This is a genomic window from Salegentibacter tibetensis, from assembly GCF_020164485.1.
Lineage (GTDB): Bacteria > Bacteroidota > Bacteroidia > Flavobacteriales > Flavobacteriaceae > Salegentibacter > Salegentibacter tibetensis.
Genome location: NZ_JAIQZA010000001.1, coordinates 175,368 through 197,556 on the forward strand (window position 1 = coordinate 175,368; position 22,189 = coordinate 197,556).

Below are 22,189 nucleotides of genomic sequence, written 5' to 3' on the forward strand. Positions count from 1 at the left end.
GAGTTTTCAACCTGTGAACCTTGAATAATTTTAGAAAAAATTGAGATGGCATATACTGAAGATGACTTAAAAAAAGAGCTCGAAACTAAAGAATATGAGTATGGGTTTTATACCGATATTGAATCGGATACATTTCCCGTGGGATTAAATGAAGATATTGTTAGAGCGATCTCTAAAAAGAAAGAAGAACCCGAATGGATGACCGAATGGCGATTGGAAGCATATCGCCATTGGGAAACTATGAAAGAGCCGGAATGGGCCAATGTACATTACGAAAAGCCTAATTTTCAGAACATTTCTTACTATTCGGCCCCCAACAAAAAACCGAAATATGATAGTTTAGATGAAGTAGATCCGGAATTGTTGGATACCTTCAAAAAGCTGGGTATTTCTGTAGATGAGCAGAAAAAACTTGCCGGCGTTGCCGTAGATATCGTTATGGACTCTGTTTCGGTAACCACTACATTCAAGAAAACTTTAGCTGAAAAAGGAATTATTTTCTGTTCTATTTCTGAAGCAATAAGGGAACATCCTGAGCTTGTAAAGAAATATATTGGCTCGGTAGTCCCTAAAACGGACAATTTCTATGCGGCATTAAATTCCGCAGTATTTAGTGATGGTTCATTTTGCTACATTCCAAAAGGCGTAAGATGCCCAATGGAACTTTCAACTTATTTTAGAATTAACCAGGCCGGCACCGGGCAATTTGAGCGGACGCTTGTTGTTGCAGAGCCGGGAAGTTATGTAAGCTATCTTGAAGGTTGTACAGCACCAACCCGTGATGAAAATCAATTGCACGCGGCGGTTGTAGAATTGGTTGCAATGGACGACGCCGAAATTAAATACAGTACCGTACAAAACTGGTTTCCGGGAAGTAAGGAAGGTAAAGGCGGAGTTTACAACTTCGTAACTAAACGTGGAATTTGCGAAAAAGGAGCGAAGATTTCCTGGACGCAGGTTGAAACCGGATCGGCAGTAACCTGGAAATATCCTTCCTGTATCTTAAAAGGAGATAATTCAATCGGAGAATTTTATTCCATCGCGGTTACCAACAATCACCAGCAGGCAGATACCGGTACAAAAATGGTCCACCTTGGCAAAAACACCAAAAGTACCATTATCTCCAAAGGAATCTCGGCAGGACAATCGCAAAACTCTTACCGGGGATTAGTACAGATAAATGGAAGAGCACAAAATGCCCGTAACTTTTCGCAATGTGATTCCCTTTTAATGGGGAATAAATGTGGTGCGCATACCTTCCCATATATTGAAGTTAAAAACAAAACCGGCCAGGTAGAACACGAGGCTACCACCAGTAAAATTGGGGAAGACCAGATTTTTTACTGTAACCAGCGTGGTATTGATACCGAAAAAGCTATCGCCCTTATTGTAAATGGGTTTAGCAAAGAAGTGTTGAACAAATTACCTATGGAGTTTGCTGTGGAAGCACAAAAACTATTAGAAATTTCCCTTGAAGGATCTGTGGGATAAACAGGGAAAATGAAGATTGAACAAATGAAGAAGTTTTTGCTAATCCTTAGCCTTGCCGTTACGGCTTTTTCCTGCCAGGACGAAGGCCGCCAGGATCTTATGAATCAACCTGAAACAGAAAAAATTCCCGATAGCATTCAAACGCTGACCGGGGAAATTATCTATGCAGGAGATGCTGCAATTCTAAGGGGAAGCGATTTTGTTTACGGCGTAACCATAGATTCGATGTCTAAAGTACTCGCCGAACAAATACGTCCATTTCAGAAAGAAGAGTTTGATATGGTTACGGTAAAAGTGAGAGGAAAGATTGTTCCAAACCTCAGACAAATAGGTTGGGACGAGAATATAGAAATAAGAGAAATTTTAGAAATTCCGGATACTGTAAAGGTTCCGGAACAACAAAAAGAAGAATAATAAACCAATCCCGGTTTTAATCGGGATGCATACATAGAATTTATGCTAAAAGTAAAGAATTTACACGCAACGATAGAAGGTAAGGAAATCCTAAAAGGAATTAATCTTGAAATTAATCCGGGAGAAGTTCACGCTATTATGGGACCCAACGGTTCAGGAAAAAGCACACTTTCTTCGGTAATTGCCGGGAAAGAAGAATTTGAACAAACTGAAGGAGAAATCCTTTTTGAAAACACAGAGATTTCAGAAATGGATCCTGAAGAAAGAGCTCATAAAGGCATCTTTCTTTCTTTTCAATATCCGGTGGAAATTCCAGGAGTTTCGGTTACCAATTTTATGAAAACCGCGATTAACGCCCATAGAAAAGCCAACGGACTTGAAGATATGCCGGCTAATGAAATGTTGAAAAAGATTCGCGAGAAATCTGAAAGTTTGGAAATTGACCGTAAATTCCTATCCAGATCTCTAAACGATGGATTTTCAGGAGGAGAGAAGAAAAGAAACGAGATTTTCCAGATGGCTATGTTAGAGCCAAAATTAGCTATTCTTGATGAAACCGATTCAGGTTTGGATATTGATGCGCTAAAAATTGTTGCCGACGGAGTGAACAAATTAAGAAGCAAAGACAATGCGGTATTGCTAATTACTCACTACCAGCGTTTGCTTAATTATATCGTACCAGATGTGGTTCACGTAATGATAGACGGTCAAATTGTGAAATCTGGCGGAAAAGAACTTGCTCTCGAGCTAGAGGAAAGAGGTTATGAATGGGTAAAAGCTGAAAAAGCAGTTTAAAAACTTATTCCGAAAAGAAAGTAAGAAAAGCTATTTGGTCTTTTAAAGACTGGCAAAGTTTCCCGCCTACACGGGAAAGACAAAATATAGTATAATGGAATTAAAAGAGAAATTAGTATCATCTTTCCTGGCTTTTGAAGAAGAGTACACAGGAGCCAACGATGATCTTCATAAAATAAGAAATCAGGCGATTAAGGATTTCGAAACTATAGGTTTCCCAAGCCGAAAGGAAGAAGATTACAAATACACTTCCCTAAAATCGGTTTTGAAAGAAAACTACAGTCTTTTTCCGAAGAAGGAAAACACTATAGAATACAAAGACATTAAAAAGTACCTTATCCACGAGATAGATACTTATGATCTGGTGTTTATAGATGGTATTTACTCATCGCACTTATCCAGCACTACACACGATAAGATTGATGTTTGTCTAATGTCATCGGCCTTGAATAAAGATCTTTACAAGCCGGTAATTGATAATTATTTCAATAAAATTGCTCCAAAAAACGGGCTAAATGCGTTGAATACTGCTTTTACTAAAGAAGGGGCATTTATCCATATTCACAAAAATACAATGGCCGATAAACCAATCCAGATTATTAATTTCTCTACCGGAAATGAATCATCTTTATTGCTACAGCCCCGTAATTTAATCGTGGTAGACGAGAATTCTCATTGCCAGATTATTGAGAGACATCAGAGTTTAACCGAGCATCCGGTACTTACCAATTCGGTTACTGAAATATTTGCCGATAAACGTGCTATCGTAGATTATTATAAGATTCAGAACGATAAACTTTCTGCTTCTTTAATAGATAATACTTACATCCAACAGAAATCTGAAAGTTTCTGCTCGGTACACACTTTTTCTTTCGGCGGAAAATTAACCCGAAACAACCTTAACTTCTACCAAAGAGGGGAACGTATAGATTCAACAATGAAAGGTGTGACCATAATTGAAGGGAAACAACACGTAGACCATAATACTTTGGTACATCATATCGAACCAAATTGTGAATCCCACCAGGATTACAAAGGTATTTTTGATGAAAAATCGGTTGGTGTTTTTAACGGTAAAGTGGTTGTTGAAAAAGAAGCGCAAAAAACAAACGCATATCAGTCTAACAATAATATTTTATTAGACGATAAGGCAACCATAAACTCAAAACCTCAGCTGGAAATTTTTGCAGATGATGTAAAATGTAGCCACGGTTGTACAATTGGTCAGTTAGATGAAGAAGCTTTATTTTATCTTCAGTCTCGTGGAATCCCAAGAAAAGAAGCAGGCGGACTTTTAATGTACGCTTTTGCCAACAATGTACTGGAAAGTGTGAAAATTCCGGAGATTAAAAAGAGAATCAATAAACTTATAGCCCTTAAGCTGGGTGTAGAATTAGGATTCAATCTATAAATCGCTATTTAAAGTAGCATTAAATGGAATCCTCAAATCAGTATAAAAATGAGCATTGCTACTAATAATATAGCTTTTAACGTTGAAGAAATCAGAAAAGACTTCCCTATCCTGAATAGGGAAGTTAATGGTTATCCGCTGGTTTACCTGGATAATGCAGCCACTTCGCAAACTCCAAAACAGGTAATGGATGCGATCGTAGATTATTATTCTAACTACAATGCCAACATTCACCGCGGTGTGCACAGCCTATCACAGGAAGCAACCGATAAATATGAAGGTGCCAGAAAAAAAATTCAGCAACACTTTAATGCTGAAAAAACGCACGAAATCATTTTTACTTCAGGCACCACTCACGGAATCAATCTCGTGGCAAGTGGCTTCGCTTCTATTTTGAAAAAAGGTGATGAAATTTGGGTTTCAGCATTAGAGCATCATTCCAATATTGTGCCCTGGCAAATGCTTTGCGAAAAGACGGGAGCTATCCTGAAGGTTATTCCTATGAATGAGCAGGGAGAACTCATTTATGAATCTTTTGAAGAATTGCTTTCAGAAAAGACAAAAATGGTTTTTCTAAATCACGTTTCAAATGCTTTGGGGACAATAAATCCTATTAAAAAGATCATAGATAAAGCCCACGAAAAAGGCGCAGCCGTTTTAATCGACGGCGCACAGGCAGCCCCCCATATTAAAGCAGATGTTCAGGCCCTGGATGTTGATTTTTACGTGGTTTCTGCCCATAAAATGTGTGGTCCAACAGGAGTTGGAGTTTTGTATGGAAAAGAAGAATGGCTCAATAAACTTCCGCCCTATCAGGGTGGCGGCGAGATGATCGCTACGGTTAGTTTTGAAAAAACTACTTATGCTGAACTTCCGCATAAATTTGAAGCTGGTACACCAAATATTTGTGGCGGTATCGCTTTTGGCGCTGCCATAGATTATATGAACGCTATAGGGTTTGAAGCCATTGCCCGCTATGAAGAAGAACTGTTGGATTATGCCACTATAAAACTTCAGGAAATTGAGGGAATGAAACTTTACGGAACGTCGAGAGAAAAAACCGCTGTAATTTCTTTTAATATTGAAAGCCTTCATCCGTATGATATTGGCACACTTCTCGACAAAATGGGTATAGCTGTAAGAACCGGACACCATTGCGCACAGCCTATTATGGATTTTTATAAGATTCCGGGCACGGTAAGGGCTTCTTTTTCGTTTTACAATACAAAAGAAGAGATTAACCGATTTATTGAAGCGGTTAAAAAAGCTAAATCAATGCTCTCGTAAATAGTAAAAGATGAAGAAAATCTTACTCTTAATCAGTGCGTTCGTAATTGTTTCCTGCGGAAATTCAGAAGAGAAAATTTCAGAAGATCCTGCAGATTTAAAATCCCTTAAGGGCGACTATGAATTACTGGAAATGGATGGGGAAGATATTTCTTCCGAAGGATTTATTTTAATTTTTAATGGAGAAGAACAAATACTTTCAGGAAAAACCGGTTGCAATAATTTTGTAGCGACTTATAAAATTGAAGATTCAATTGTGAAATTCAATCCGCCGCTGGGAACAAAAATGTACTGCGAAGGGCAAATGGAATATGAAGAGATTTTTGGAGAGGTAATTCCGGAGATCAGAAATGTTAGAATTAGCGATAAAGATTTAATATTTTTATCTGGAGAAAATCAGGAACTTTTAAACCTGCAAAAAACAGAAGACAGTGAGTAAGACGATACAGGAAATACAGGAAGAAATTGTAGACGAGTTCGCGATGTTCGACGACTGGATGCAGCGTTATGAATATATGATAGAACTTGGCAAAGCACTTCCTTTAATTGACGAAAAGTACAAAATTGACGAAAACCTTATTAAAGGATGTCAAAGCAAAGTGTGGGTTCACGCTGAACTGGAAGATGAAAAACTGGTTTTTACCGCAGATAGTGACGCGATAATCACCAAAGGAATAGTGGCCATTTTAATAAGGGCTTTTTCCAATCATCATCCTTCAGCAATAATTGAAGCCAACACGAAATTTATTGATGATATTGGCCTTAAAGAGCATTTGTCTCCTACCCGCGCCAATGGTTTGGTGAGTATGATCAAACAACTTAAAATGTATGCCGTGGCATACCAAACACAACTCAATTAAGATGGAAAAAGAAATAAACACCGAGGAATTAGGAGAAAAGATCGTAAAGGTTTTAAAAACCATTTATGATCCTGAAATTCCAGTAGATATATACGAATTAGGACTTATTTACGATGTAATGGTAAATACCGATTACGAGGTGAAAATCCTAATGACCCTAACCACACCAAACTGCCCGGTAGCCGAAAGTTTACCACAGGAAGTAAAGGAGAGAGTGGCTTCTATAGATACGGTTAAAGATGCCGAGGTAGAGATCACTTTCGATCCGCCGTGGAATCAGGACCTTATTAGCGAAGAAGCAAAACTGGAATTGGGACTTTTATAAAAAAGCCCCTAACCCCCTATGGGGAAATTAAAACTTTAGCTTCAAAAATTATATAAATCAATAACTTTTAACTCTTAACTTCATTTATGGCTGAGGAAATAGTAAACCGGATAGCCAACAGCAAACTTATCACCTTTAACCTTGAGGATTATTATCCTGAAGGGGAACGCGTTTTGTTTGATATAAAAGACTGGCTCCTGGAAGGTTTTGTATTGCGCGAGGGGGAATTTAGGGAACAGGCAAAAAATCACGATTGGAGCCTATACGAAGGCAAATACCTAGCCCTTACCTGCTCCAGCGATGCGATAATCCCGGCCTGGGCATTTATGTTACTGGCCATTTATTTGCAGCCTTATGCAAAAAAAGTGATAACTGGAGACCTGGAAACCCTGGAAACGGTTCTATATACCGAAGTCATTCAAAAAATGGACCTGAGCAAATTTCAGGACAAACCCGTGATCATTAAGGGTTGTTCCCATAAGCCGGTTCCAAAAAATGCCTATTTACTTTTAATAGAAAAACTACAACCTGTAGTTAAAAGTTTAATGTATGGCGAGGCCTGCTCGTCGGTACCTTTGTATAAAAAACCAAAAAAATAAGATGAAGAAATTAGTACTTGCCCTCGCTTTGTTCAGCGGGGTTTTTAACGTTAATGCCCAGGAAGAGGAAGAAGAACAAAAAGAAGGATGGACTACAGAAGGAAATATTTCTTTACTTTTTAACCAATCGGCCTTTAATGATGAATGGACAGGTGGCGGAACCTCCAACCTGGCAGGAAACTTTCTTTTTAACTACGATTTCAATTACTTAAAAGACGATTTTACCTGGGATAGTAAAATATTATTAGACTACGGTCTTACCAAACAACAAGGTGATGACTTTGCCCGAAAAACCAGTGATAGGTTGGAGTTCAATTCAATTGCTGGAAAACAGGTACAGGATTCCAACTGGTTTTATTCCCTTTTCTTAAATTTCAGGACACAAATAGCAAAAGGTTATAACTTTAGTGAAGATGCCGAAACCGGCCAAACCATAAGAACAGAATATACTAATTTCTTATCCCCAGCTTACCTTCAGTTTGGTCCCGGTATGTTATGGAAAAAAAGCGAGAATTTCTATGTGAATATTGCACCGGCTACCGGAAGGATGGTATTTGTAGATAAAGACTTCACCACCGCACCGGGCTATGTAGATGGCGATTATTTTGGCGTGGATGCCGATAAAGCAATGCGTTTTGAATTTGGTACTTCAGTTTCAGGATATGCTAAATTTAATATTATTGAAAATGTTAAAATGGAGAATATGCTGAACCTCTATTCCAATTACCTGGAAGACACGAAAAATGTAGATATCGATTATACGATGAACATGAAAATGAAAATTAACGATTACCTCTCTACTAACCTTATTTTCCAGGCTATTTACGACGATAATGCCGTAAAAGGATTCCAGATTAGGGAAGTATTCGGTTTAGGGTTTAATTATGGGTTTTAAACATATTACAATAAACTAACCCGTAACGTCATGCTGACTTATTTCAGCATCTATTATGATTTGAAATTTAGACACTGAAATAAATTCAGCGTGACGGTAAACAGACGATAAAATAAATATAACCTGCCTTAATCCGGCAGGTCTTTTGTTTTTATAAGATTTTTTAGTTAAATATATGTTGAAATAATTTGCGCAAAAATCGCAGTAGCAATCTATTGTGTAACTTTGTATTTATGATTGAAAAAACCGACCTAACCCACGAAAAAGCTGTTCTAATTGGTATTGTCACCAAAGATCAGGGGCATGATAAATTAGAAGAATACCTGGACGAATTAGAATTTCTTACCTATACCGCAGGTGGCGAAGTTATAAAGCGTTTTAGCCAGAATATGGACAAACCCAATCCCAAAACTTTTATAGGGACCGGGAAGATGAACGAATTAAAGGAATTCGTAGACGAAAATGAGGTAGGTACCGCTATTTTTGATGACGAACTCTCTCCTGCGCAGCAAAAGAATATTGAGAAAATCCTGAAATGTAAAGTTTTAGATAGAACTACACTTATCCTGGATATTTTTGCGCAAAGAGCACAAACCAGTTATGCCAGAACACAGGTAGAGTTGGCACAGTACGAATACTTACTACCAAGACTTGCCGGAATGTGGACTCACCTTGAGCGCCAGAGAGGTGGGATTGGAATGCGTGGTCCCGGGGAAACGGAAATTGAAACCGACCGTAGGATTGTTCGGGATAAAATTGCGCTTTTAAAGAAGAAACTCGAAATTATAGACAAGCAAATGGAAGTGCAGCGCGGTAACCGTGGGCAATTGGTTAGAGTAGCACTTGTGGGTTATACCAATGTTGGAAAATCTACCTTAATGAATACCATTAGTAAAAGTGAGGTTTTTGCCGAAAATAAACTTTTTGCAACTTTAGATACCACAGTAAGAAAAGTGGTAATTCGCAATTTACCCTTCCTTTTAACCGATACGGTAGGATTTATAAGGAAACTCCCCACACAGCTGGTAGAGTCTTTTAAATCGACTCTAGATGAAGTTAGGGAAGCCGATTTATTGCTACACGTAGTAGATATATCGCATCCCAATTTTGAAGATCATATAGAATCTGTAAACCAGATTATGAGCGAGATAAAGAGTAATGACAAACCAACCATAATGGTTTTTAATAAAATTGATCAATATGAAGCCGAAGAGATTGAAGACGACGATTTAATTACTGAAAAGACAAAGGCTCATTACTCCCTTAAGGAATGGAAACAAACCTGGATGAACAAAATGGGCGATAATGTGTTGTTTATTTCAGCTTTGAATAAGGAGAATATGGAAGATTTCCACAGAAAAGTTTATGAAGCGGTTCGCAAAATCCATATTACCCGCTTCCCATATAACAACTTCCTCTATCCGGAATATGATAAATACGGAGAAGAAAAATAAGAAAATATAACCCCGAAAGTTTCGGGGTTTTTTATTGGTATTTTTAGTAAATTAGGCTAGACCAATAACTTAATACAATGAAAAAATTAATCTTACTACCCCTTCTATTTTGCTTCGGAATAATTACAGCTCAGGAACTGGATGGAGCCTGGAAATTAATCGAAAAAGACGGTGAAACTGTTACAGATCGTGAAGTTATTAAAATAATACAGGATGGCTATTTTGCCCTGGGCTCTAAAGACCTTAGCAATAACGAATTCTTGGGGGCTGCGGGTGGAGAACTCAGCCTGGGAGATGAAACCTTTACCGAAATAAGAGATTTTGATACCTATGATGCTGATGAAATTGGCGCAGAACACGAATATAATATTATCTGGCAAGGTGATAATAAGGTGGAAATCTCTGACGGGATTACCACAAAAATTTGGGAAAGGATCTCTGAAAAAACCAATGACCTTACTGGTAACTGGGTAATTACCGGACGGGAAAGAAATGGCGAAATGAACACAATGACTCCAGGCGACAGGCGTACGGTAAAAATTTTAAGTGGTGGCAGGTTTCAATGGATAGCTTTTAATTCGGCTACCAAAGAATTTAATGGTACCGGCGGGGGAACCTATACTGCAGAAGACGGGAAGTACACCGAAAACATTGAATTTTTCTCCAGGGATGCAAGTCGTGTAGGAGCCAGCCTGGAATTTCAATATGAAGTGAAAGATGGCAAATGGCACCACAAAGGAAAAAGCTCTAAAGGAGATCCTATTTACGAAATCTGGTCGCCATATAGTGAAGCTTATCAAAAATAATTACAGCTTCTGGACTAATAAAAAATTATCTAATCAGGAATGCCTCCTTCGGCATATAAAATTTGCCAGGGGGCACTTCTTTTAGATAAAAGCGAATCGCTTTTTCGCTGTCAATATATTGCAAACGTATTTTCCCGGAAGTATAACTTACTGCACTTTCTATTGTACCATCGTATACACCTTCGGCAATTTTAACCAGATTGATCGTAAAGGCATTTCCATTCTTCCTTTTACAATCGGTATTTTCACCCTGGAAGAAGGTCACGCAATGGTTACCCCTAATACTATTCTGATTCTCATATTCCAGCTGTAATTCCATAGTGTTTTGCCCATCTGGAGATTCCCAAAACCAATTACCAGCAAAATCCTGGGAATGCTGAGCAAAGCCTAAAGTAGTAGTAAACAAGAATAGAAAGAGTAAAGTTTGCTTCATTTTTCACTTTTAAAATAACCTTCTAATTTACTCAATTCTCAATTACCCGTATGTTATCAATATCATAAGTTGTGGTTTTATCCGGTGCTGCGCCCAAATACCTGAAAGCAAAATGAATTTCACCCTTTAAACAGGAAATATCGATCTCGCTTTTTACAAACCGCTTTCCATATTGCCTGGTTGGCCCTATGGGAATTACAGCATCTAAAGGAGTCCAGTTGGTAGTTAATACATTGCCGGTAAAATCTTCTGTGATTAGAAGACTTAAAATAGTAGCATTATCATAAGAAGCCATAATCTCAAAGGACAAAAGGGCTCCTGAAATACTGTCTAAATCTATGGACGGACTAACCAGCCAGGCTTCCATAGGAGTTTCCTGGGTATTATATGCAGAAACCCGAATATACCGGTTACCATCAAAAGTTCCGGGTTCAAATGCCTTACCGCCATTTACATTTAGGTTAGTCCACCCTTTATTCTTCAAAGCGGTAAGACTCGTTACATTGGTGAAATCTTCTTCAAAAAAGACTTCTCCACCACCAGCATTATTACTTTCGCATTTTAGAAATTCGGGATCACAACGTTCGCTGTCAAAGCTGAAATCATCAGGCGAATTTACCGCGATCACAAAATAATCGTCGTAAAAATTTCTAGATAGAACTCCCTTTACACTTCCAGAATTTTTAGGCAAATACAAAGACTTAAATCCGGAAAAAGTACTGGTACTTAACATTGCACTGGCACCGGTTCGGCAACTTTCCAGCTGCCGTTCGCCATCATATTCATCGGTCACTTCTCCAGCGAAGGTATAGTGATGTTGTTCCCTGAGCAGGTTTCGGTTGAATTGAACATTTTCCACTTCAATAAATAAATTCTCGTGTGCTTCTTTAAATTCTGAAATTTCAAGCTTTAACGGAACGATTTCAGCGGTTTCCGAGGTTCTGATTATATGATCATCTATCCTGGAAGATGGGATTTGCACTACGTCTCCCCTATTTTGAACACCCAACTGATGCACACCGTTATTAGACCATAAAGCAAGCCCATCTAATTTTACATAAATCTTTCTACCAAAATTATAGGTTTCAAATAAGGAGTTATCATTCACCAACAGAAGAATTCCAGCGATGGGATTTTCAGGTTTATCCTGCAAAACCAATTCTTTATAAAAATTGCCACCCTCATCACTGGAAACAACATAAGCTTCCATTAAAGTATTGGTTTCGGAAAAAACATAAATATCTTCAGTTTCGGGTTTAAAACTGCTCTTAACCGCAGAAATTCCCGTAATATCACCTTCAATATTTATCTCTTCGGTTTTGGATTCCGGCAGCTGGAAATCATCGGTTTTCACACAAGAAATAGCTGCTAAATTCACCAAAACAACAATCTTCACAAAGTTAAAATTTTTCATATGCTTATATTATTATTCCCCTTTTTGGGAATTTATTAAAGGCTTACAATCATCTCCCTCCTGAATTAATCAAGACGAGTTATTTGTACTAATTTTTACGTCCGGCATCATGCTGGTTTCATCGCTATAGTCTTAAAATCGCACGTAGAGCATAGCAAAATAGGAAGCACCGGTGCCATACCAGTATTTGGGTCCAAAAATGGGGTTTTCCCTCTCCCGATCTTGTTTTAGGGTGCGGTAATTTGCGTTTCGGGACTGTTCAAAACCACCGGTTTTATAGAGCTTATCAAAAATATTGTTGAGGCTTACAAAAAAACCGATAAACTTACCTTTTATTAACCAGGACTTTCCGCCTATGGCATTTACGAGCATATAATTACCAAACTGCTCTTGTTTAAGAAGATTGGAGGCAATATTTTCATCGTAATTCAGAATAGGTAAGCCATCGGTATCATTGAGGAAATTTGAGGTCCTGGTTAACGGACTTATATCTAAAAACGCATGAGAAAAGAAATTTATCGTAGTCCCAAACCACCAGTAACCTGGATCCCGATATTCAAAGCCTATTTGGGCAGCCCTTTGCGGACCCCCGGCAATCCTGTAATTTTTTAAATACGAAGTTCCATAATCTAAAATATCATTGAAATCGTCTGAAGTTAAATAGAGTTCAGGGTTATTGTTGTAGGTGAATTGTCCCATTGCTGCTGCGGCCTTTAATTTGATAGCTGAAGTTAATTGCGCCTCGATCCCCAATTCCAGGCCCAGATGTTGTTTATCAATTCCGCTTAAAACCTCTTGCACAAATGCCGTAGTGCTGTTTCTCCCCAATCCAGAAAGTCCGTCGGCGTAATAAAAGGAAATTTCAGTAGCGTCTTTAATTTGAGTATAATAGGCAGAAAGCCTTGCTTTGATATTGGTTGATCTATACCTGTAACTAAAATCCATATTCTGTAATTGTTCACTCGTAAGCCCAATTACCACCTCGTTATTCTGGCGTGAGTTAGAGAAGGAGTTGCGCAAGTTTGGAGGTTTGGTAAACCAGGCCACGTTAAAACCAAATAAATGTTTTGCCGTAAATTTATAATTTGCTCCAATTTTCCCTCCAAAATCGGTGAAATTTAGTTGCTCGCTATTCCCCAGGGAATTATCGGGAAAATTTCCGTTTTGGAATAAACCTTCCCGCTGATATGCGGTTTGGGAAGCGGTTATCCCGGCATAAAAATCAAGCCTGTCGTAATCAAAGTTTAGCTGGCCAAAAGCTTTGGTGGTATTGGCATACAACCTAAAATTATATTTGTAAGGAGTGTTTTCTAAAACACTCCTATTTGGATTTTGAAGATCGCTTTGCGCCCTTTGCTCCAGAGAAGTTTCCTCATCACCTTCTGCAAAAAAATCGATATCAAGGAAAGTTTCTCCTCCCAGCATATCTTTAATAGAAGCAAAATTATGGGAATTCAAGTAGGAAAAAGCCAGCTTTCCATCCAGGCTAATATTATCATTAATTTTAGCTGAAACGATAGAATTTAAATCAAATTTAAGATCGTCGCTGCGGTCTTCTGCTAAAGCATAAACCGTATAGCCGGCTGCATTATTAGCACTATATAACTGCTCCCAATTTAACTGCCCATTTTCTTTGAAATCCTGCTGCGCTAGGTATGCAGCTTCATAATTAGGATTATCGCTAAAGCGTAGGTAATAGCTGGGAAGCTTTTGATAATAGGTAGGATCTGGATTGGTACCACCACCCACATAACTATTCTGTCCATTAATTTCGGCCATTCGGGTACCCCCAAAATCTATCCTGGAATTTCCCATTTTCCCAAACTGAAAAGCAAAATTATTACTGATACTTATTTTCTCTGAAAATTCCCAAAAATGGTTTAGCATCAATACCGGTTCTTTTATCTCCCTTACTCGGGAATTCCTGATCTCCCCATCCTGATAACCCCAGTAAGCATTGTATTTTCTTCCCTTTAACTCAAAGACTTCCGCAGTATTGGGTGATGATTTTCCGCGAATATTAGGCGTATAAAATCCCGTGAAATTTAAGCTGTGGTTTTTATTAAAAGTCTTTTCAACAGAAAGAGAAAATGCATTTGCATCATACAAAGTGCCCTCAACATAAGCTTCTTTGGCAAACCTTCGCGAAGCAGAAATGGCATAAGCCCAGCCATTTTTTAATTCCCCGGAGCCATAACTCGCCATTACCCGGCCATTATAACTGCGATTTGCCGCAGCGATGGAAGCTTTGCCGCCTTTAGCATATTTTGAAGCCCGCATTATAATATTTGTCGTTCCCGCCAACCCACCAAAACTAACCTCTGAAGGGCTTTGGCCCATAGAAAAAACCTGGTTGCGCTGCATATCGTTTAAGCCGCCCCAATTGCTCCACTGTGGCCGGCCGGTATAGATTTTATTCATTCCCACGCCGTTAATCAGGACTTTACCGTGCTCGCTATCCAGACCGCGGGGACGAAAGAATGTCTGGCTAAAATCAAAAGCAGCTGCATTAAGAAAAACATCCCGCGATGCCTGCAAAAGTCCTGACAGATTATCTATATGTGCTTCATCTTCATCCAGCTCAGCATCAGAGAGGCTAATCGTGCTAATTTGATTGGCATACTCTACAAGAACAGGTTGCATCAAAATAAGGCCCAGATCTTTGCTGGTTCCGGCTTCAATAACAATTGGGATTCGAAGATCATTATAATCAGGAAGAACTATATTCAAAACCTGTTCTCCGAGAGGAAGGTTTTCTAAAGTAAAAGAAAATGTTCCGTTTTCATCAGAAAACGTTTCAAAGATAGTTTTCTCTATATGAAGTTTCGCACCGGACAACTCTTTATAGGTTTGTGCATCTACCAATTTTCCTTCCAGGGAAATTTCCTGCGCAAAAGAAGCTGAGAATCCCAGCTCAAAAAGTAAAATAAGGAAGGAATATTTCATTGATTTTTAATTGCATATTCAATATAAGTTTAGATAAATTACACATAACAAGCAAAAAATCAGTATTTTATGTGAATATTTTAAATAATTTGTAAGGTTATGATTACCCGTGTTTTTCCCCTTTTTAGCGTTTGTCTTTTATTTTTGTTTACTGCTGAAAGTCTTTTCTCACAGACAAAAAAGGATTATAAAATAATAAGCATTGGGTTTTATAATGTCGAGAACTTGTTTGATACAGAAAATAATCCCTTCACTTTTGATGACGATCGCACGCCTGAAGGGGACGATGTTTGGACAGAAGAAAAATACCGTGATAAATTGCAAAAACTTGCAGGGGTTATTGCTGAAATAGGCTTTGAAGTTACCCAACAACCTCCAACAATTGTAGGCGTATGCGAAGTAGAAAACCGGCAGGTACTGGAGGATTTAATCAACGAACCCAGGCTGAAGCAATACGATTATGGGATTGTGCATTATGACTCACCTGACCGGCGCGGGATTGACGTGGCGCTTTTATATAGAAAAGAAATTTTTAGAGTAGATAATTCGGTTTCTCACGAGTTGTTGATCTATGATAGTAAAAAACCAGATAAGCGGGTTTATACACGAGATCAACTGGTGGTTAGTGGAGAAATTGATGGAGAGAAAATGCATTTTATAGTGAATCACTGGCCATCAAGAAGTGGTGGGGAAGCAGCAAGCAGTTACAAAAGGGAAAAGGCCGCGGCACTAAATAAAATTATCCTGGATTCAATATTTAAGCGGGCGCCTTTAGCGCGAGTTGTAAGTATGGGTGATTTTAACGATGATCCTACCAATAAAAGTTTCAAAGAAATCCTTAATACAGAAGCAAATCAAGAAGGTCTAAGTATGCATCAATTATATAATCCTATGGAAAATATGTTGAAAAAAGGTATGGGTACTCTGGCATACCGTGATGGGTGGAATTTATTTGACCAGATCCTTGTCTCGGGAGGTTTAACCGGGAAAGATTATTCCAGATTTCAGTTTTATAAAGCAGGGATTTTTAATAAGAAATACCTAATCACCGAAAACGGGCAATATAAAGGTTATCCTTTCCGAAGTTATGGTTATAGTGGCTACCAGGGTGGCTACAGCGATCATTTTCCGGTTTATATCTACCTGATTAAAGAGTCCCCCTCCAACTCCCCTAATGGGCAATAATAAATCACAAGATTCCTGAAATCATTTCTTCTAAAACCAGGCATTCCAGGGAATACGGGATAACATAATCAATAAACCAAGGGTATAAAATATAGCAAGGATTTTAAATTTTGGTTTTGAAGTAAGTTTACTTTTATGTTTTGAATATCCAATTGTTATTAGAGCAACCGCGATAATCATCATTAAAGGATGTTCTACAATGTAAAGCCTAAGGGTTGGATCTGGCATTACTGTACCCATTCCTTCTTCAAGAAGGACAGAAAAATATGGAGATACAAAGTATAGAACGATCCCTATTAAAAGCTGAATATGAGAAGTTATAAGTGTAAAAAGAGCGATCCTGAAGTTTGTCGCCGCATATTCTTTATTAGAAGCATAACCAATAATTGCGTTAATGGCAGCTACAAACAAAACGATAAGTACTAAATAAGCCCAATAAGAGTGTATAAATTGTACAGTTGCATACATAGAAGTAGATTTTTAGTAAAGATAGGATTTTCTATAAAAAATTAAGCTCTTCGTTACAGGTTGTTTTTAGAGTTGAAATTCGACTCCATCTACTTCCATTAGATTTTATTTGTTGAACCAGGTGTGGGTTTTTACAGAAACAAAAAACCACCCCGATTTGGGGTGGTTTTTAAACAATTTAATACTTTAACTTAGTTAAAAGAATATCGTAAACCAACCTGCATTTGCCATCTTGAAGATTGCAAACCTGCATCATCAATCTGGTTTATGGTGCTACCTGTATCAGAATCAAACGTGAATTGTGGAGTGGTTCCGTCTTCCGCGAACCCTTCAAAATTTGTAAATCTCTGTCTTCCAGTAAAGTTTCTTACACCCCATTCTTTATTCAAGAAATTCGTGAAGTTGAAGATATCAGCAGTAAACTCAAATTTATGATTTGTTTCTTTGATTTTAATAGCAAATTCCTGGGCGAATTTAAGGTCTATAATATGAGACCAGGCTGTTCTATCACCGTTTCTTTCAGCAAATTGTCCTCTCCTGGTACTTAAATAGTCATTACCTTCAATAAAAGCATCCATCATTGCCCATTGTTGTGCAGCAGTAGTTGTAACATTGCCATCTCTGTCTGTAATATCCACTAAATGAGCTTGAGCTTCATTTTCAGGAATAAAAGGCAGTGCTCCAGTGTTGTTACCTGTATCATTTAGTAAATCGTCACCAAATACAGAATAAGTAAATGGATCTCCTTGTCTACCTTCATAAAATAAACCTATACGTGTATTAAGATTTTTCGTCCATTTAAATTCTATTGTAGAATTAGCAATTATACGATGTCCCGGTGAAAAATCAGATCTGGATAGAGTAAGATTGTTTGAACCATTAATAGATTCCTGAAATCTCCACTGTGAACTGTTTTGTGAAGAAGTAGCATCAAATAACACCGTCGATTCTCCATAAGAATAGGAAGCCTGCGCAGTAACATCTATAAATGAACTATAAAAGTTTTTGGCCAATGTACCTACAATATTATATGAATTACCTTCTTTTACATTGTAACCCATATAAACGGCGTCATAAGTGTCATCAATTCTATCGCCGGAATAATGGAAACGTGAGCCTGACCCCGTAGTGGTAAATTCAGGTCCTTCAAGATTTATATTCTCGTAAGCAACGGCGTTAAGATCATCGTTGTAAATAAAATCTGCAGAAATTGTCCAGTTGCCTGGTAACCTTTGATCTACCGCGATATTGGTTTTCCAAACCTGTGGCAACTTAAAATCTTTAGCAAATAGATTTATTTCACCTCCTGTTAAGCCGGAACCCTGAGGCGGATCTTGTAACTGATTATCCGGATTAGGCTCAAACTCTGGGACACCATCGCCAGTTCTAAATACATAGCCTGCAGTTAATCCATTATTATTATACGCTCCACCGGGCCATACTAATGGTAATCTGGAAGTAAAGACTCCAGTACCACCACGCACCTGAGTTGTACGGTCTCCATTAACATCCCAGTTAAACCCGAATCGAGGGGCGAAGTGGATGTTAGAATCAATACCTTCTCCTACTCTTGCTCCTCTTAAATCCTGACCTTGAGCTTCAAGAAGTGGAATAGTTCTATTGTTAAAATCTTCATTTACAAGACCATCACCCCAAAAAGGTACGTCAATTCTGACTCCCAATGTTAATTTCAAATTTTCGGTTGCATTATAAACATCCTGAGCATATAATCCAAATTGGAAAATATCAAATTCTGCAGCACCTTCTGAATCATCACCCGAACCACCAATTAAAGAATATCCGTGACGATAACGATTTGCTCTGTTACCTTGTAAAAAGTCATTTAAATTACTAAACCTGTAATCTCCAAAATTTTGTCTGAAGAAAACATTTCTTGAAGAGGAAAATTCATTGTTGGTACCAATAGTTATATTGTGCTTACCCGAGTAGATATCAAAGTTATTCGTCAAAGTTAAATTGCTTTGATCTAATCTATTGGCAGTAGAGAATGGTTCAGATCCGAAATTTATATCCCCCTGTCCGTCAACAATTTCAACTCTTGGAAATCTACCTCCTTCAGGATCTCTATTGTCATTTACAGTTGTCCACCCAAAAACAAAGTTATTGGCCATATTATTGCCTATTTGGGAGCTTAATTCCAATGCTGTAGAATTCGTGATAGATTCAAAATTCACACCTCCATTAAAGAAGTTGATGTTTCCGGCATTAGAACCTCTAGCCTGTAATTGAACTGCTTTAACATAACTATGTTTAAGAGATAATTTATTATTATCATTAATGTTCCAGTCAATTTTTCCAATTAATTTATCACTAACCAGAGAAGATGCAGTATTTAAAAAAGCACCTGGTTCATAACCATATTCATTTACCAAAAAACTTGACAATCCTTCTATGTCTTCAAGTGAAGAATTCCCTCTATAATTGGCAAAATCAAAAGGTTGCGGGGTCTCATTATCCTGTCTTTCGTAGTTTACGAAAAAGAAAAGTTTATCTTCAATAACTGGCCCACCCAATCTTACACCTGTAGTTAATGCAGTAAATTCATCTAATCGCTCTCTTTCTCCATCATCACCTATTAAACCAACCGGCGTTTTGCCTGCTAGTTTTTCATTTCTTAAGAAACTATAAACCGAACCTTCAAAATTATTAGTACCAGATTTGGTAATCGCATTAATACTACCTCCTGCAAAACCAGATTGTTTTACATCAAAAGGAGCAACGTTAATTTGAAAAGATTCAATTGCATCTAGCGAAATCGGGCTAACGCCTGTTTGGCCGCCATTAGTTCCACTACCAGCTAATCCAAATACATCGTTATTAACAGCACCATCAATAAAAATTGCATTATACCGGTTGTTTTGTCCACTTATAGAAATAACATCATCACCACTAACCTGAGCTTGCGGGGTTAACCTGGCAAAGTCTGCGATGTTTCTGGAGATAGAAGGTAAGGTATTTACCTGTCTTTGGGTTACTTTAGTCTCAGCTCCAGTTTTTCCCGAATCGAAAACTCCATTTTGAGTGGCGGTAATTACTACTTGCTCCAACTCATTGGAAGTCTCACTTAAGGTAGCATTTATTCTTTTTGAATCACCCAATTGTAAGTTTATATTTTCCGATCGGTAATTTTCAAATCCAACAAATGTAATCGTAACAGTATAAGGGCCTCCAACTCGCATATTTGATATACGATAATAACCTTCAAAATCGGTCATTGCTCCGTACTGAGTACCTGATGGCTCGTGAACTGCAATGACATTGGCGCCCGGTAATGGATCACCATTATTGTCTAAAACTCTACCGTTAATGGAAGAAGTTGTCACACCCTGGGCAAAAATTGTAGCTGATGTTAAAAACAACGCTAATGCTAGTAATTTCCTCATTTCTTTTAATTTGTTTGTTTTGAGTTTAATTTTCGATGCAAATGAAGGTAAATACTACTTTCCGAAGTTTACCGGAATGTTAAGAAATTTAACTTTAACGTCAAATCTACAGTAAACTAAAAAAAACTTCCAACTAATTGATTTTTTGGAGACTACAGAATCAAAACAAGTGTTAAAGAAAGAATGATTATTATTTTAAAAAGAACTCCAGTAGGTTTTTAGTAGAAGAGTCGTGATTATCTACCGCTTTATTTTCGATTTCAGCAAGGATTTTGCTAGCAAGCTGCTTTCCTAATTCTACACCCCATTGATCGTAGCTAAAAATATTCCAAATAACGCCTTGCACAAAGATCTTATGTTCGTACATCGCAATAAGCTTTCCTAAACTTTCGGGATTAAGTTTATTTACAAGTAGAGTATTTGTAGGTTTATTTCCTTCAAATACTTTGAAAGGCAATAATTTTTCAACCTCATCCTTAGATAATCCCTTACCTTCAAGTTCTTTTCGAACCTCAGCTTTAGATTTACCCTGAAGCAAAGCTTCGGTTTGCGCAAAGAAGTTAGCCATCAATTTATTATGATGGTCTTCATCCTGGTGCAAAGACTCTTTAAAGCCTATGAAATCTGCAGGGATTAATTTTGTTCCCTGATGAATTAATTGAAAGAACGCGTGCTGGGAATTGGTACCCGGTTCTCCCCAAATTAGGGTGCCGGTTTGGTAATCTACTTTTTTCCCATTTCGGTCTACGCTTTTCCCATTGCTCTCCATAATTGCCTGTTGCAAATACGCAGGGAGCCTATGCAAGTATTGTGTATAAGGAATAACAGCTTCACTTTCGGCTTTATAAAAATTATTATACCAGATACTTAGTAATGCTAATTGCACCGGTATATTTTCTTTGAAATCTGAAGTTTTAAAATGTTCGTCCATTTTATGGGCACCATTTAATAAAGCTTCAAAGTTATTATAACCAACCGCCAGACTTATAGAAAGCCCTACGGCACTCCATAGTGAAAAACGGCCGCCAACCCAATCCCACATTGGGAACACATTTTCTATGGCAACCCCAAATTCTTCAACATTTTTTAAGTTGCTGGAAACCGCCACAAAATGGTCGGAAACTGCTTCCTGAGGAGCTGTTTTTCTAAACCAGTTTCTTATAGTTGTAGCATTAGAAAGGGTTTCCTGAGTAGTAAAGGTTTTTGAAACCACAAGGAATAAAGTAGTTTCAGGGTTCAGGTTTTTTAAAATTTCATGAACGTGATCACCGTCTACATTAGAAACATAATGAACTTTTAAATGATTTTGATAATACTGAAGCGACTCGGTTACCATTACCGGTCCCAGGTCTGAACCTCCAATACCGATATTTACAACATCGGTAAAAGCTTTACCGGTATAGCCTTTTTTCTCACCACTAATTATCTTTTCAGAAAACTTTTTAATTTTTTCTTTCACTTCCTGAACTTCAGGGATAACATTTTCGCCCTCATAATTTATTTCCGCATTAGCCGGAGCCCTAAGGGCGGTGTGCAGCACTGCACGATTTTCCGTTTGGTTAATCGCATCGCCTTTAAAATAAGAGTTTATCGCCGATTTTAAATCGCATTCTTCCGCTAACTCCAAAAGCAAATCGCGGGTTTCAGTAGTAATTCGGTTTTTGCTGAAATCAAGGTAAAAATCCTCCCAGGCAATAGTAAATGCCGAAGCCCTTTCAGGATCTTTTTCGAATAGCTCTTTAAGCTGCAATTGCTGCACTTGGTTAAAATGCTTTTCTAATTTTTTCCAGGCTGATGTTTGGGTTGGATTAATATTTTTCATTCAATTATTTCTTTTTCTCGGCCTTAGCCTAAACTTTATAATTATTTTTTTTAGTAAGCGGAAATTTAAAATATTCCGACATAAATGTCAGAATATTTTAACGAGGCGGTCTAAAAAGTCTAATTTGGTCAAGCTGAACTTGTTTCAGCTTCTAATATGTTTGATTATCAAAATCTTAGA

The 22,189-nt window shown here is 37.8% G+C and carries 19 protein-coding genes; 13 read left to right on the forward strand and 6 right to left on the reverse strand.

Annotated features, from left to right (window positions below; all coding sequences use genetic code 11):
* Positions 1–45 precede the first annotated feature (45 nt).
* The 12 genes from sufB to LB467_RS00850 all read left to right on the forward strand — a co-directional run bounded on the left by sufB (position 46) and on the right by LB467_RS00850 (position 10,337).
* On the forward strand, positions 46–1,491 hold the full coding sequence (gene sufB, locus LB467_RS00795) for a Fe-S cluster assembly protein SufB (protein WP_224472128.1): 1,446 nt from the start codon (positions 46–48) through the stop codon (positions 1,489–1,491).
* Between the two features lie 9 nt (positions 1,492–1,500).
* Entirely contained in the window at positions 1,501–1,905 is a 405-nt protein-coding gene (locus LB467_RS00800; RefSeq protein WP_224472129.1) for a hypothetical protein, read from the forward strand.
* 42 nt (positions 1,906–1,947) lie between these two features.
* Positions 1,948–2,700 carry a Fe-S cluster assembly ATPase SufC gene (gene sufC, locus LB467_RS00805; protein ID WP_224472130.1) on the forward strand — a complete coding sequence of 251 codons (753 nt, stop codon included), beginning with the start codon at positions 1,948–1,950 and terminating at the stop codon, positions 2,698–2,700.
* Positions 2,701–2,794: 94 nt separating this feature from the next.
* Positions 2,795–4,111 carry a Fe-S cluster assembly protein SufD gene (sufD, locus tag LB467_RS00810; RefSeq protein WP_224472131.1) on the forward strand — a complete coding sequence of 439 codons (1,317 nt, stop codon included), beginning with the start codon at positions 2,795–2,797 and terminating at the stop codon, positions 4,109–4,111.
* Positions 4,112–4,159: 48 nt separating this feature from the next.
* Positions 4,160–5,398, forward strand: a complete 1,239-nt coding sequence (locus LB467_RS00815) for an aminotransferase class V-fold PLP-dependent enzyme (protein ID WP_224472132.1) — start codon at positions 4,160–4,162, stop codon at positions 5,396–5,398.
* 10 nt (positions 5,399–5,408) lie between these two features.
* Positions 5,409–5,837 carry an META domain-containing protein gene (locus LB467_RS00820; protein ID WP_224472133.1) on the forward strand — a complete coding sequence of 143 codons (429 nt, stop codon included), beginning with the start codon at positions 5,409–5,411 and terminating at the stop codon, positions 5,835–5,837.
* Positions 5,838–5,880: 43 nt separating this feature from the next.
* Positions 5,881–6,258 carry a SufE family protein gene (locus tag LB467_RS00825; protein WP_224472174.1) on the forward strand — a complete coding sequence of 126 codons (378 nt, stop codon included), beginning with the start codon at positions 5,881–5,883 and terminating at the stop codon, positions 6,256–6,258.
* Position 6,259: 1 nt separating this feature from the next.
* Positions 6,260–6,583, forward strand: coding sequence for an iron-sulfur cluster assembly protein (locus tag LB467_RS00830; RefSeq protein WP_224472134.1), 324 nt, complete (start codon positions 6,260–6,262; stop codon positions 6,581–6,583).
* A gap of 86 nt (positions 6,584–6,669) precedes the next feature.
* Positions 6,670–7,182: a DUF2480 family protein gene (locus tag LB467_RS00835; RefSeq protein WP_224472135.1), complete on the forward strand. Its 513-nt coding sequence runs from the start codon at positions 6,670–6,672 to the stop codon at positions 7,180–7,182.
* Between the two features lies 1 nt (position 7,183).
* A complete protein-coding gene (locus LB467_RS00840) occupies positions 7,184–8,077 on the forward strand; it encodes a DUF3078 domain-containing protein (RefSeq protein ID WP_224472136.1) in 894 nt (297 codons plus the stop codon).
* Positions 8,078–8,310: 233 nt separating this feature from the next.
* On the forward strand, positions 8,311–9,531 hold the full coding sequence (gene hflX, locus LB467_RS00845) for a GTPase HflX (RefSeq protein WP_224472137.1): 1,221 nt from the start codon (positions 8,311–8,313) through the stop codon (positions 9,529–9,531).
* A gap of 77 nt (positions 9,532–9,608) precedes the next feature.
* A complete protein-coding gene (locus LB467_RS00850; protein WP_224472138.1) occupies positions 9,609–10,337 on the forward strand; it encodes a hypothetical protein in 729 nt (242 codons plus the stop codon).
* A 25-nt stretch (positions 10,338–10,362) separates the two neighbouring features.
* Here the strand turns inward: LB467_RS00850 and LB467_RS00855 are convergent, their stop codons facing one another.
* The 3 genes from LB467_RS00855 to LB467_RS00865 form a co-directional block, all read right to left on the reverse strand.
* Positions 10,363–10,770, reverse strand: a complete 408-nt coding sequence (locus tag LB467_RS00855) for a hypothetical protein (protein ID WP_224472139.1) — start codon at positions 10,768–10,770, stop codon at positions 10,363–10,365.
* Positions 10,771–10,801: 31 nt separating this feature from the next.
* Positions 10,802–12,184: a DUF5689 domain-containing protein gene (locus LB467_RS00860; protein ID WP_224472140.1), complete on the reverse strand. Its 1,383-nt coding sequence runs from the start codon at positions 12,182–12,184 to the stop codon at positions 10,802–10,804.
* Between the two features lie 132 nt (positions 12,185–12,316).
* Positions 12,317–15,130 (reverse strand): TonB-dependent receptor, encoded by a 2,814-nt coding sequence (locus tag LB467_RS00865; RefSeq protein ID WP_224472141.1) that lies wholly within the window; start codon positions 15,128–15,130, stop codon positions 12,317–12,319.
* 99 nt (positions 15,131–15,229) lie between these two features.
* Here LB467_RS00865 and LB467_RS00870 point away from each other — a divergent pair, with 99 nt between their 5' ends.
* The gene (locus tag LB467_RS00870; RefSeq protein WP_224472142.1) at positions 15,230–16,315 is read left to right on the forward strand and encodes an endonuclease/exonuclease/phosphatase family protein; all 1,086 of its coding nucleotides are present in this window, start codon (positions 15,230–15,232) and stop codon (positions 16,313–16,315) included.
* 30 nt (positions 16,316–16,345) lie between these two features.
* Here the strand turns inward: LB467_RS00870 and LB467_RS00875 are convergent, their stop codons facing one another.
* The 3 genes from LB467_RS00875 to pgi form a co-directional block, all read right to left on the reverse strand.
* A complete protein-coding gene (locus tag LB467_RS00875) occupies positions 16,346–16,783 on the reverse strand; it encodes a hypothetical protein (RefSeq protein WP_224472143.1) in 438 nt (145 codons plus the stop codon).
* A 191-nt stretch (positions 16,784–16,974) separates the two neighbouring features.
* A complete protein-coding gene (locus LB467_RS00880; protein ID WP_224472144.1) occupies positions 16,975–20,187 on the reverse strand; it encodes a TonB-dependent receptor in 3,213 nt (1,070 codons plus the stop codon).
* Between the two features lie 190 nt (positions 20,188–20,377).
* Positions 20,378–22,009 carry a glucose-6-phosphate isomerase gene (gene pgi, locus LB467_RS00885; protein WP_224472145.1) on the reverse strand — a complete coding sequence of 544 codons (1,632 nt, stop codon included), beginning with the start codon at positions 22,007–22,009 and terminating at the stop codon, positions 20,378–20,380.
* Positions 22,010–22,189 lie beyond the last annotated feature (180 nt).